This window comes from Cytobacillus spartinae (genome assembly GCF_042865285.1).
GTDB lineage: Bacteria > Bacillota > Bacilli > Bacillales > Cytobacillaceae > Robertmurraya_A > Robertmurraya_A spartinae.
In genome coordinates this window covers 117,313-128,771 of record NZ_JBIACK010000003.1, presented here as the reverse complement: position 1 = coordinate 128,771, position 11,459 = coordinate 117,313, and the positions used below count along the sequence as shown (strand labels likewise).

Annotated in this window: 14 protein-coding genes; 9 read left to right on the top strand and 5 right to left on the bottom strand. The window is 37.7% G+C overall.

From position 1 onward, the window contains the following. Positions 1 to 46: 46 nt before the first annotated feature. The 3 genes from ACFYKX_RS08605 to ACFYKX_RS08595 all read left to right on the top strand — a co-directional run bounded on the left by ACFYKX_RS08605 (position 47) and on the right by ACFYKX_RS08595 (position 2,345). On the top strand, positions 47 to 406 hold the full coding sequence (locus tag ACFYKX_RS08605; protein WP_389360084.1) for a winged helix-turn-helix transcriptional regulator: 360 nt from the start codon (positions 47 to 49) through the stop codon (positions 404 to 406). A 35-nt stretch (positions 407 to 441) separates the two neighbouring features. Further along, positions 442 to 783, top strand: coding sequence for a zinc ribbon domain-containing protein YjdM (locus ACFYKX_RS08600; protein WP_389360082.1), 342 nt, complete (start codon positions 442 to 444; stop codon positions 781 to 783). A gap of 323 nt (positions 784 to 1,106) precedes the next feature. Next, positions 1,107 to 2,345 (top strand): M20/M25/M40 family metallo-hydrolase, encoded by a 1,239-nt coding sequence (locus ACFYKX_RS08595; protein ID WP_389360080.1) that lies wholly within the window; start codon positions 1,107 to 1,109, stop codon positions 2,343 to 2,345. 37 nt (positions 2,346 to 2,382) lie between these two features. On the opposite strand, the gene ACFYKX_RS08590 is transcribed toward ACFYKX_RS08595, so the two are convergent. Both ACFYKX_RS08590 and ACFYKX_RS08585 read right to left on the bottom strand, forming a co-directional pair. Next, on the bottom strand, positions 2,383 to 2,529 hold the full coding sequence (locus tag ACFYKX_RS08590) for a YncE family protein (protein ID WP_389360532.1): 147 nt from the start codon (positions 2,527 to 2,529) through the stop codon (positions 2,383 to 2,385). Between the two features lie 186 nt (positions 2,530 to 2,715). Then, positions 2,716 to 3,300 (bottom strand): YncE family protein, encoded by a 585-nt coding sequence (locus ACFYKX_RS08585; protein ID WP_389360078.1) that lies wholly within the window; start codon positions 3,298 to 3,300, stop codon positions 2,716 to 2,718. A 133-nt stretch (positions 3,301 to 3,433) separates the two neighbouring features. Here ACFYKX_RS08585 and ACFYKX_RS08580 point away from each other — a divergent pair, with 133 nt between their 5' ends. After that, positions 3,434 to 5,116, top strand: a complete 1,683-nt coding sequence (locus ACFYKX_RS08580) for an SWIM zinc finger family protein (RefSeq protein WP_389360076.1) — start codon at positions 3,434 to 3,436, stop codon at positions 5,114 to 5,116. A 14-nt stretch (positions 5,117 to 5,130) separates the two neighbouring features. Continuing rightward, positions 5,131 to 6,390 carry a hypothetical protein gene (locus ACFYKX_RS08575; protein ID WP_389360074.1) on the top strand — a complete coding sequence of 420 codons (1,260 nt, stop codon included), beginning with the start codon at positions 5,131 to 5,133 and terminating at the stop codon, positions 6,388 to 6,390. A gap of 89 nt (positions 6,391 to 6,479) precedes the next feature. On the opposite strand, the gene ACFYKX_RS08570 is transcribed toward ACFYKX_RS08575, so the two are convergent. Beyond that, positions 6,480 to 6,650 carry a hypothetical protein gene (locus ACFYKX_RS08570; protein WP_389360072.1) on the bottom strand — a complete coding sequence of 57 codons (171 nt, stop codon included), beginning with the start codon at positions 6,648 to 6,650 and terminating at the stop codon, positions 6,480 to 6,482. A 216-nt stretch (positions 6,651 to 6,866) separates the two neighbouring features. On the opposite strand from ACFYKX_RS08570, the gene ACFYKX_RS08565 reads away from it, so the two are divergent. Continuing rightward, on the top strand, positions 6,867 to 7,241 hold the full coding sequence (locus ACFYKX_RS08565; RefSeq protein WP_389360070.1) for a hypothetical protein: 375 nt from the start codon (positions 6,867 to 6,869) through the stop codon (positions 7,239 to 7,241). Between the two features lie 55 nt (positions 7,242 to 7,296). On the opposite strand, the gene ACFYKX_RS08560 is transcribed toward ACFYKX_RS08565, so the two are convergent. Beyond that, complete coding sequence (locus tag ACFYKX_RS08560; RefSeq protein WP_389360068.1) at positions 7,297 to 7,677, bottom strand: SET domain-containing protein; 381 nt, start codon at positions 7,675 to 7,677, stop codon at positions 7,297 to 7,299. A gap of 311 nt (positions 7,678 to 7,988) precedes the next feature. Between ACFYKX_RS08560 and ACFYKX_RS08555 the strand changes: the two genes are divergently transcribed. From ACFYKX_RS08555 to pepF, 3 genes are all read left to right on the top strand, one after another. After that, positions 7,989 to 8,189: a cold-shock protein gene (locus tag ACFYKX_RS08555; RefSeq protein ID WP_389360066.1), complete on the top strand. Its 201-nt coding sequence runs from the start codon at positions 7,989 to 7,991 to the stop codon at positions 8,187 to 8,189. A gap of 143 nt (positions 8,190 to 8,332) precedes the next feature. Then, positions 8,333 to 8,524 (top strand): hypothetical protein, encoded by a 192-nt coding sequence (locus ACFYKX_RS08550; RefSeq protein ID WP_389360064.1) that lies wholly within the window; start codon positions 8,333 to 8,335, stop codon positions 8,522 to 8,524. 144 nt (positions 8,525 to 8,668) lie between these two features. Continuing rightward, the gene (pepF, locus tag ACFYKX_RS08545) at positions 8,669 to 10,477 is read left to right on the top strand and encodes an oligoendopeptidase F (RefSeq protein ID WP_389360062.1); all 1,809 of its coding nucleotides are present in this window, start codon (positions 8,669 to 8,671) and stop codon (positions 10,475 to 10,477) included. A gap of 240 nt (positions 10,478 to 10,717) precedes the next feature. Here the strand turns inward: pepF and ACFYKX_RS08540 are convergent, their stop codons facing one another. Beyond that, positions 10,718 to 11,413 carry a hypothetical protein gene (locus ACFYKX_RS08540; RefSeq protein WP_389360060.1) on the bottom strand — a complete coding sequence of 232 codons (696 nt, stop codon included), beginning with the start codon at positions 11,411 to 11,413 and terminating at the stop codon, positions 10,718 to 10,720. Positions 11,414 to 11,459 lie beyond the last annotated feature (46 nt).

Below are 11,459 nucleotides of genomic sequence, written 5' to 3'. Positions count from 1 at the left end.
TTAACATAACAAGTAGGCACTTTTTTGTTCGTAAAGGGGAGAAGTTATGAAAAGAGAAATGTACAATTGTCCGGTTGAAATTACAGTTGAGGTCATGGGTGGGAAGTGGAAATCGAGGATCATGTGGCATTTAAGCAAAAAACCATACCGTTATGGAGAGTTGCGACAACTAATCCCTAATATTACACAGAAGATGCTTACCCAATCACTACGAGAACTTGAAGAAGATGGCCTAATTATGCGTGATATTTACCAAGAAAAGATACCAAGGGTTGAGTACTACTTAACAGAATACGGAGAATCAACAACTCCCTTACTCCAGCTAATGAGTGAATGGGGAAAACAGCATAAGAAGCGCACTCTAGAGATAGAGAACGAAATATTAGAAAACGAAGATGCAAATTAGACTAGCGGAGTAAATTAGAATTTGGAGGAATAATAATGGTCGCTTTACCAAATTGTCCGAAATGTAATTCAGAATATACATACGAAGATGGAAGTCTATTGGTTTGTCCAGAATGTGCTCATGAGTGGACTACAGAAGCAGAGTCTGAAGCAAATGAAGATGTTAAGGTTGTAAAGGACGCTAATGGGAATGTCTTAACCGATGGTGACACGGTTACGGTTATTAAAGATCTGAAAGTAAAAGGGAGTTCATCTGTTATTAAAATCGGCACAAGAGTTAAAAACATTCGCCTAGTAGACGGGGACCATGACATTGATTGCAAGATTGATGGTTTCGGAGCCATGCAATTAAAATCTGAATTTGTTAAAAAGGTTTGACTAAAAGGACAGTTCTGCGAATATGAGCGGACTGTCCTTTCAATTTTAATCTCTGTTTTTGTTTCGCCCACTAGTATATAAGTAGTTTGTTGTTCTTGATCAGAGGTAAAACTTTTGCGAATCCGTTTAAAAAATCAAAAATAGATTAAACTGCCTCATCTGTAGTTGTTGTCAAATACATAGGAAATTTAGAATTCTAGAAAATAATAAACGATGAGGATCTGGCTAATAAAAATTTTAGAATATTTCAAACTCTTTACTGTATTTAAAAATCATAATCTTTTAATATGAAGGTAATAGAGAACTATAGGGGTGAGATTTAGATGACTGAAAGAATGGGGATTCAACAAGTATTTAAGCTATTAATAGGGGAAGATGTTATAAAAATAGGTTTAGACTTTTTAAAGGAAGATAACGAAAGAACTGTGGAGGAACAAATTCTTTTAACAGAAATAGAGGCTCCGACCTTTCAAGAAAGGGTTAGGGGAGAGTTCTTTCAAAAGCGATTTGAGGAACTTGGTTTACAGAATGTAAGAGTCGATGAACACGGAAATGTATATGGTGATCGACCTGGTAGTGGGGGGCCGAAGTTAGTTGTGTCAGCTCACCTGGATACGGTTTTTCCAGCAGGGACAGACCTTAAAGCGAAAAAAAGGGACGGAAAGATTTATGCTCCTGGTATAGCGGATGATGGAAGAGGTCTTGCTTCGCTTCTAACGTTAATACGTGCATTGAATGAAACTGGCGTTAAAACGGTTGGGGATATTGTGTTTGTTGCAACTGTTGGTGAGGAAGGATTAGGGGATTTAAAGGGAGTAAAAGGTTTGTTTAAAAATCATAAGGATATAGATGGGTTTATTTCAATTGAACCAGGAACTCCCAATGAAGTGACCTATTTAGGAACAGGTAGTCGAAGATATCGAGTTACCTATACAGGACCAGGGGGCCATAGTTTTGGAGACTTTGGACTACCGAGCGCCATTCATGCTTTAGGAAGGGCAATAGGTAAAATATCTAATCTACAAGTTCCTGACCATCCGAAAACAACATTTAATGTGGGGACGATTACCGGAGGAACTTCTGTAAACACGATTGCAGCAAGTGCAAGTACGGTTATTGATTTGCGCTCGATTGCGCAGGATGAACTACTTTCACTTGAAAAAGAAGTTCTAGAAATCATCCAACAAGCTGCTAATGATGAAAATTCTCGTTGGGGGAAAGAGGAGATAAGAGTAGAGATTGAATTGGTTGGAGATCGACCTGCAGGGAGTCAATCTCAGGATTCTTTAATCGTTCAATCGGCTTTAGTAGCTGCTGATTTACTAGGATTTGACCCTGTTTTAAATGGAGCAAGTAGTACTGATTCCAATGTTCCTATTAGTCTAGGAATTCCTGCTGTCACGCTCGGCGGGGGCGGAGGTTATGGAGGTTGCCATACCCTTGAAGAATATTTTGAACCAAAAGAAGCCTATCATGGAGTTCAAAAGATCTTTCTCTTTATGCTAGGGCTTGTTGGAATAGAAGAAATCACCAAGCCCCTGCTAGAAAAAAGAACTAAATAAAATGAGGGCCAGACCCCGGGGGTCTGGCCCTACCTTTTTACTTTTTCAAATAAGCAATTCCATCAGGATGAATACCTACATCAATGCGCGTTTCTTCTTTTAAAGTGTTCATGTCAATGACTGAAATGTCGTTTGTTTTGTTGTTCGCTACATAAAGAGTTGAAGCATCTTCGTTTAGTACGATACCCCCAGCCCAAATTCCAACAGGGATCCGTTTAATTTCCCAGGGCCGAACTTGGCCATTAATTTTCTGTTCTGTTTGAATAACTGAAATGTCCCCTGACTCACGGTTGGCCGTAAGCGCGTACTTGCCATCTGGTGTAAACAGAAGGCGAACTGGAACACTACCAATTCTGCGTTTATGAAGAACCTAGTATGTTTTAGTATCGATTACAAATAATGTGTTATCTTCTTGGTTTGCTACATAAATATGTTTACCATTTGGATGAACTGCAACCCCCTCAGGGCCTGGCCCCACAGGGAAATGATTTATGATTGATTCTGTTTGAACGTCTATAACGGTTATATTGTTGCTACCAATGTTAGGCACATAAACCGAACTTCCATCCGGTGAAAAAGTGATCATATGAGAGTACTTCTGATAAGTTGGGATCACTTTTTCAATTTCATCTGTTTCCGTATCAATGATAAATACTTTTTCACTGTATGTAGATGCAAGGTAAAGTTTTTTGCCGTCCTTTGTAAGCCCTAGCCCATGTGGAAAATTAAAATCCGGGTGCTCTAGACGTTTTACAACTTCAAATGTTTCATTATCAATAATGTCTAACTTGTTTCCTAACGAGCAAGCAACATATGTTTTCTTGCCATCTGGTGTAACAATAACTTCATGTGGGTTATGGTCTGTTTCTATCGTCTTTTCAACACTGTTTGATTCCAGATTCACTATCGAGATAGTGTCCTCGTCTTTGTTCAATACAATTAAGTATTCCTTCATAGGTGAATCCTCCTTTTTTGCACTATACTGAATTTTACCATAATTATTTCGAGATTAGAAATATCGCATTCATATCTTTTTCTATTAAAAATGTTAAAATATTGGTATTAGTAGCAGACCAAGGGAGTAAAAAATGATGAGGATTTCGGATTTCGAGGAATATGTGGATAAAACAATCTTAAAACGTGGCAAGGATTACTTTATTAGTGGTTCCATTCAAAAGGTAGAAATGGTAAAGGAAAACCTTTATATCGTAGAGGTAGTTGGCACTGAGTTTTATTCAGTAAAAGTATCTTTGACTGAAAAAGATGATATAGTAAGTACTTCTTGTGACTGTCCATATGATTGGGGAGAGTATTGTAAACATCAGGTTGCAGCATTGTATGCATTGAGAGATTTAAGGGAGAATGGTGAAAACCAAGGGAATCTAGACAAAACTGCTTTGAAACAAGAAAAAGACCTTAAATTTATACTCTTTAATTTTAACAAGGAAGAACTACTAAACATCATTTTAGATCTATCAAATGAATACTCTGAGATTGAAAATAGATTGCTATTTAAATTCTCATCCAATACAGATGAGATTGCCTCCAGTAAAAAACTGATTAGAGAATATATAAATGGAGCTAAAAAGCGTGGTTTTATAGAGTGGAATAGAGTAGATGAAGCACTTGAAGGAGCACATATGGTTTTAGAGAAGGCAGATGCGAAAGTATCAATTGGGGATATAGAAGGAGCAGTACTATTAAGTTTGACTGTTCTTTCAGTTGTGGTTGATATGATTCAATACTGTGATGATTCAAGTGGGTTTGTTGGTAGTGTTATAGATGAAAGTTTTGGGATAATCGACCAAGCTCTCTCAATAGGAGGGACCCAATTAAAAGAATCTCAGCAAAAGAAACTTTTTGATGCTGTTCTGAATGAGGCTAACCATAAAAGGTACGAAGGATGGAGTGAATGGCAGTTAAGATTATTGGGAGCTTGTGTCCACTTAGCAGCCAATCAGAAATTTAGAAATAAACTTGAAATACAGCTTAATGGCATGTTAGAAAACTCAAGTGACTCATGGAGTTCTAAATACGAAACCGAAAATATAAAGCTTCTTCAACTAGAGTTAATTGAGAAATTTGATGGGGAAGAAAGGGCACTTCATTTTATAAATGAGAATATCCACCTCAGCCCCTTTAGGAAAAAGGTACTTGAACGATTATTAAAGGTAGGTAATTACAGAGAAGTAATAAGTATTTGTGAAGAAGGAGAAGTAGTTGACAAAGAATATCGAGGTTTGGTTAAAATATGGAAGGAGTATCGTCTAAAAGCCTATGCAGGACTAGGTGATGTAAAGATGCAAAGAGAGTTAATGTTACAGTTCCTATACGGAAGTGACTATAGCTATTACAACGAGTTGAAGAATTTATACCCTTCGGCTGACTGGCCAGCGATGCTTGAGGAAATCCTTACAACCTTTGAGAAGGAGCGATATCCGTCTTCAGCTTATTTAGAGATATTAAAAGAGGAACGATTATACGAAAAAATTCTTCAATACTGTAATAATCATTTATCCTCTATCCAGCATTTGTACCCTTACCTTATTGAAGACTATTTCGAGGAAACAAACCTACTCTATTTAAAATTCATAGAATCAGAATCGGCTAATGCAAATGAGCGGAGAAAGTATAGGAATGTTTGTAAGCTTATTAAGTCATATAAGAAAGTCTTTGGAGAGACGAATACAGCATTGTTAATAAGAAAACTAATGACATTAAATGTTAAGAGACCAGCGTTTATTGATGAGCTTGGAAAAATAAAGATTTAATAGATTAGGAGGCTGTGACCATTAAGCTTAAGGATAGATTAAAAACCAAAAAGGTAGTGCTTGGAGCAATTGGAATTGTTTTAGTTTTAGCAGTAATGATTTACTTTGATATGAAAAAAGTCTATTTAGAGGAAGAACCCCCAATTCCGGTTGTAGAAATAGATGGTCAACAGCTTGATATTGGTCTAGGAACCTATAGGTGGAACGGGGAGCTAGTAGAACGGAAACCAGAAGAGGTAATGAAGAACTTAAGATTGGATACAATTGATCCAAGGGCTAGATTATCGGTAGAATTTCCAGAGGAAACTAAACCCATTGTGGTTACATATGGACTAATGGAGGGGCATGATAACCGTGTTATGCAGCTACCATCGTTTCTACCGTTAACGTCGCCATTTCCATTTCACCGTATGCATGGGGAGTCGACTGTTGTCATTCAAGCAAAATGGGGGGATGGAAAGAAAGCAGATTATCTTTTTTCGTATGAAGCAGAACATCTAACCCCGTATCAAAATATGATAGCTTTTGAAGAAGGGTTCTATTCATTGTTAATTGTTCACAAGCCGGGGGAAGATCCCCCATATGAAAGAATTAGTAAACTTCAATATTTTGTTAATGGTTATAGTACTATGGATAATTTAAAGCAGGCAAAAGATCAATACCCTGAGCTAAACATTGAGAGCGTTCCAACGATTGTTGTATTAGATCACAAGGGTGAGGCTTTTAGGTCCACTAAGTATGACGAAGCTATCAAATTTTTAGAGGAGAATACTGAATTAAAAAGTATTAAAGCGGAGGGTAAAATCACTACCATTAATCGAATGTTTCAGTTTGTCATACTAGACAATGGTCTTATGTTCCGAACCGATGATATCCATCGATTAAAAGTGGGACAACATGTTAAAGCAAATATAAATACTTTCCATCATGAAATGCCCTTTTTAAACCATACCGAATCCGTAGAAATTATTAAGGAAGCTGATCCAATCTTTTTAGAAGAGAAATGGAGACCAAAAGAGGATTGGACTTATTCTGTGTTAGCGGTAGGGGATAAGTCATTTACAAAACCTATAGAGGAGCCGGATAAGGATGACTTAAAGGATGTAAAGAAAACGACTATTGAAATATCTTTAAAACTAGAGGATGGCAGTGAGTTGCCACCGTCATTCATGGTGTTCGATAGGCAAGAACTTATATTTGTTTGTAATAACTATAAAGATTTACTGAAGTTTTTATTTGAGAATGAAATTCCACCAGAAGACATGAGACATTAAAGATAGGGAATAACCGTTTAGGAGTTTATCTCTAAACGGTTAATTTTTTCACAAAAGTGGATTTCTGGCTAATATGGTTGTGTCAAAAACTATATAGTGTCTAGCTCTTCTTCAAAGTAAAAAGTATTAGGATGCTCTTTAAGAGTATAAGAATATCTTTTCATATTGGCGACGAAGCTTCGTTTATGAATGGTTCCCGTTTCGCCTGTTGCCTTAATAAGTACCTTTTCGTTGACCTTGAATTTTTCTTTGTTTTTCATTAGGATTCCCTTTCTGCTTAAAAAGCCTTAGTGTTTATAAATATATTTTATTCATTATGTAGATTAAAAAACGCAATAGAATCTCAATTCATTGAGAACAAAAGTGGTAGGTGTTGGTACTTTGGGATATACTGTTAAAGAATGAGGAAATCCCCTTGGTCTTCTGAAGCTCATTCTTTTTGACAGAAGGCAAAAGACCTTTAGGAAGGATGACCAATGTTGACGACAAGTACAGTTTATCAAGCTTATGCAGGAGACGGGTTAAGAAAAAAGAGAATGAATAGATCGAATTCCTTTTTTAACACTCCTCAAGAAGCAATATCAGAAGCATTAGCTTTGAAAGAAAAGATGGACTCAAGATACAAAAATGAAATTGAGTGGGATTACGAAAGTAAGCTTAGTGGTTCGGTTGAGAAAGTAAAGATATTAAAAGGATACCTTGGTGGGGATAAGGACTCTAAGGCCTTCTATCTACAAATAACATCAGTAGCACTTCAAGAAAATTGTAGTGTTGTAAAACCTATTATGCCTAAAAAAGTGTCTTCTAAGGACAAAAAAGTAATAACCAAAGTAACAAAGTTATTTAGGTAGTTCAGAAAAAAGAATGCGCTTATCCTAATTATAAGAGGATAAGCGTCTTCTTACTTTATTCTTCTTTATTAAACCAAAGTGGGTCGTTGTCATCCACATCTCCGTTGTAGTTAATTAGAATTTCTTCTCCTGCCTTAATGTCCTTATAAGCAAAAAAGTCGAATGTATGTTTTTCGAAACTTATTTCATAAGTTGCATTAGGCTCATATGAATGGTTAAAGAGCATTCCATACCCTAAAAGGATGGCTGAGTGGTTTTTTCCGTATTCAAAGGCATAATCAGCCAGTAACGTTTTTTCGATATGCTCATGTTCATCATTAGGGTATGCAAGTACGGGAGCTTCATGTATAAGCTCTCCTTTTTTTATATCGCGAGTTGCAAAAACTCCTCTATTAAATTCCCCGTCACTTAATTGGGATTTCTTTACCTCTATCATGATTTCCACCTACGCTTTTCACAATTATTTCTGCGACACTTCCTCTAACTGTACCACTAAAGGTATCGAAGGTAAACTAAGTTAGAAATATTACATAAAAAGGTATACCTTTTGTGATAAAAAATGCGGGTTTTGTTGAAATTTGGAAATCGAATAAATTTGCTTTTCCTGATTTGGTCTGTTAACCTTAAGAAGAATTATTTTTGTTCGGTCTGTAAGGAAAGAAAAAGTATTTAAACTTCTCGCCTTTGAAATCTAATTGAGCAACTATAGTATTAAAATGTGGATTTTCCACGCAGGAGGAAACAAACATGCAACAAGGTACAGTAAAATGGTTTAACGCAGAAAAAGGTTTCGGATTTATCGAAATGCAAGGTGGAGAAGACGTATTCGTACACTTCTCAGCTATTCAAGGCGAAGGTTTTAAATCTTTAGATGAAGGCCAAAAAGTTACTTTTGACACTGAGCAAGGTCAACGTGGACTTCAGGCTACTAACGTTAAAAAAGCATAATGTTAATGGGAACCCAATTCGGGTTCCTTTTTTTAGTTCTACTATTTTAGTACTGTGCATGTAAATAAAAAGTAACATTAGAGCAATATATAAAATGTGGTGTAAATTTTGTAAGTACGGATACGAAAGGTTGGCAGTATTAAGTGAAATATTTCAAATCACAAATGAAACAGTTAGTTAAAGAAAATAAAGAATTACAAGTACGTTTAAAAGAGTTAATGGACGAACATGAGCTTGAGAAAAACTTTGCTCTTAAAGCATTGTACCATTCGGAAGTTGCAGCAGGCGGAAAATATCAAGAAGCATATCGAGCATTAGACTTGCCTAAAGGGTAAGTTTTTTTTTTGGAGCTAAGACGTTTCACGAATTAATCAGATCTCTTTTCGAAATATTCTTTCTAATTATTCTTCTTTTATTGTATAATAAAACCAATGTTTCGTAACACGAAATAGTTTAGAGGTTTCGAAAGGAGCATTCCCATGAAACAAACCATTAAAAAAACATTAACTCGTTCAGAGGTACCAGTTGAGGAAACTTGGGATTTAACTGATCTATATCAAACCGATGAAGCTTGGGAGAAGGAGCTATCCCGGATTGAACAGGATATCCAAACCGTAACTAAATTTAAAGGCCGCCTTGGTGAGAGTTCAAAAACATTACTAGATTGTCTTCTAGCTAGTGATGCACTCAGAGAACGTGTAGTTCGTGTGATGACTTATGCATCTTTAAAACAATCCGGAGATGGTACGGATCCGGTGAATCAATCGAATTCAGCCCGCGTTGGATCTGTGCTAGCAAATGTAAGTGAAAGCACTTCCTTTTTAAACTCAGAGATTCTTGGAATAGCTGACGACACGGTTAAAAAATATATCGAACAAGAAGATGGGTTAAAAGAGTTTACTAAAACGTTGAACGATATATTAGAAACAAAGCAACATCAACTTTCCCCAGATGTTGAGGAAGTATTGGCTGCTTTTAGTGAAGTTCACGATGCTCCATACATGATTTATGAAAGAAGTAGAACATCTGATATGAGGTTTTCATCCTTTACAACTGATGATGGAGTAGATTATCCTTTAACTTTTAATTCATTTCCAACTTATGAAGGTTCAGCTGACACTGAGGTTCGCCGAAAAGCGTATGATTCTTTTGTTGAAACACTTAAACAATATAAGAACACATACGCAGCTACTTATGCGACAGAAGTAAAGAAACAAGTAATTGAAGCTCGTCTTCGTGGATTTGATTCTGCAACAGATATGCTTTTACATAAGCAACAGGTAACGAAAGAAATGTATCACAACCAATTAGACACGATTCAAACAGAGTTAGCTCCACATATGCAACGTTTTGCTAAGCTTAAGCAGCGTGTTTTAGGATTAGATAAGATGCATTTCAGTGATTTAAAAGCTCCACTTGATCCTGAATTTGAACCAACCATTACGTATGAAGAAGCATCAAAGCTTGTGCTTGAATCCCTACAGGTGATGGGGTCTGAATATGTAGAAATTATGGAAAGAGGCTTAAACGATCGTTGGATAGATCTTGCTGACAATATTGGAAAAAGATCAGGAGCCTTCTGCTCGAGTCCTTATGGAGTACATCCTTATATTTTAATGACTTGGAATGGTTCGATGAGGAATGCTTTTACATTGGCCCATGAACTAGGCCATGCAGGTCATTTTAGTTTAGCAGGACGTTATCAACGTATTTCCAATACTCGTCCTTCTATGTACTTTGTTGAGGCGCCTTCGACGATGAATGAAATGTTACTAAGTCAACATATCTTAGCTAATGTCAAAGATGACCGTATGCGCCGCTGGGTCATTCTTCAATCATTAGGAACTTATTATCATAATTTTGTTACTCATATTCTTGAAGGAGAGCTTCAACGTCGAATCTACGAACTAGCACACAATGGAAAGCCAATCACAGCAACTCTGCTTTGCGAACAAAAAACAGAGTTGCTCTCTAAATTCTGGGGAGATAGCGTAGAAATGGATGAGGGTGCGGGCTTAACTTGGATGCGCCAACCACATTACTATATGGGGCTTTATCCGTATACGTATTCTGCTGGATTAACGGCTTCAACTGCTGCTGCTCAAAAAATAAAAGAAGAAGGTCAACCTGCTGTGGATCGTTGGTTGTCGGCTCTGAAGGCAGGAGGAACATTAAAACCTCTTGAATTAATGCAATTAGCTGGTGTTGATATGTCTACACCGGAACCGATTCGAAAAGCGGTCGCTTACGTAGGGCAGTTAGTGGATGAGTTGGAGAAGGGTTTTTAAATATGTAAAGAACGAAAAAAGCAGCATTGTGGCTGCTTTTTTTATATTTTTAGGCTCTTTTCATAAAATTTGTTGCTATTTAAATAATCTAAACTGCTATTGAACAAATTTATGTTGCTGTTTTTCTTTATTTTGCGAGAAAAGATGCCACTAAACAGCATAGAACCCGTGTTGGAGCGCATATACGAATAGTAACATTCCATGCGAAAACAACCTATTTTTAAAGATTAGTATTCACCTTTAAAGACTACTTCTTCTAATTCTAACTTCATTAGTAGCTGTGTTATTTCCAGATGCTGGATTTTGAATTACGATATTAGTTGCGTCCCCTGCAGCGGCGTCAGCATCAGAATCCGAATCCGCATCGGCTGATGCAGCAGCATCTGCGCTCGCGTCAGCAGCAGCGTCAGCATCCGCATCGGCATCAGCATCCGCATTGGCATCCGCATCGGCATCAGCGTCAGCATCCGCATTGGCATCAGCATCCGCCCCAGCATCTGCTGCTGCATCAGCGTCAGCGTCAGCATCGGCATCAGCATCCGCTGCCCCAGCAGTGGAAGCGTTTGTACTACTGGCAGCAGACGCAGTATTTCCGGCAGCAGTTGAAGCATTGTCACAAGCTGCCGCATCTGCTGCTGCTGCATCAGCGTCTTCATTTCCTGCAGCCGCCGCAGCATGTCTACTAGCTGCTGAATCTGTAGCAGCAGCGTCGGCATCATCGTTCCCTGCAGCCGCCGCAGCGTGTATATCAGAGTCTGAAGCAGCCGCTGTTGCATCGTTTGATCCAGCGCTAGAAGCAGCATGGTTGCCCGAGCTAGCGCTTGCCGCATCACCACCATCAGAGCCACCACCAGCTGCCGTTGCAGATTGTTTGTTTGCGTCAGCGTCTGCAAAATTAGATTTTTGTTCGTCTAGGTGATCATTTTCCCGTGCCATTTTATCACCTTCCTTCTTTTATTCAATTACAATAGAATTTCTTGCG

Excerpts from the sequence above, each read along its gene's own strand:
- ACFYKX_RS08605 (WP_389360084.1), top strand. The coding sequence starts at position 47 with ATGAAAAGAGAAATGTACAATTGTCCGGTTGAAATTACAGTTGAGGTC.
- ACFYKX_RS08600 (WP_389360082.1), top strand. The coding sequence starts at position 442 with ATGGTCGCTTTACCAAATTGTCCGAAATGTAATTCAGAATATACATAC.
- ACFYKX_RS08595 (WP_389360080.1), top strand. The coding sequence starts at position 1,107 with ATGACTGAAAGAATGGGGATTCAACAAGTATTTAAGCTATTAATAGGG.
- ACFYKX_RS08585 (WP_389360078.1), bottom strand. The coding sequence starts at position 3,300 with ATGAAGGAATACTTAATTGTATTGAACAAAGACGAGGACACTATCTCG.
- ACFYKX_RS08580 (WP_389360076.1), top strand. The coding sequence starts at position 3,434 with ATGATGAGGATTTCGGATTTCGAGGAATATGTGGATAAAACAATCTTA.
- ACFYKX_RS08570 (WP_389360072.1), bottom strand. The coding sequence starts at position 6,650 with ATGAAAAACAAAGAAAAATTCAAGGTCAACGAAAAGGTACTTATTAAG.
- ACFYKX_RS08565 (WP_389360070.1), top strand. The coding sequence starts at position 6,867 with ATGTTGACGACAAGTACAGTTTATCAAGCTTATGCAGGAGACGGGTTA.
- ACFYKX_RS08560 (WP_389360068.1), bottom strand. The coding sequence starts at position 7,677 with ATGATAGAGGTAAAGAAATCCCAATTAAGTGACGGGGAATTTAATAGA.
- ACFYKX_RS08555 (WP_389360066.1), top strand. The coding sequence starts at position 7,989 with ATGCAACAAGGTACAGTAAAATGGTTTAACGCAGAAAAAGGTTTCGGA.
- pepF (WP_389360062.1), top strand. The coding sequence starts at position 8,669 with ATGAAACAAACCATTAAAAAAACATTAACTCGTTCAGAGGTACCAGTT.
- ACFYKX_RS08540 (WP_389360060.1), bottom strand. The coding sequence starts at position 11,413 with ATGGCACGGGAAAATGATCACCTAGACGAACAAAAATCTAATTTTGCA.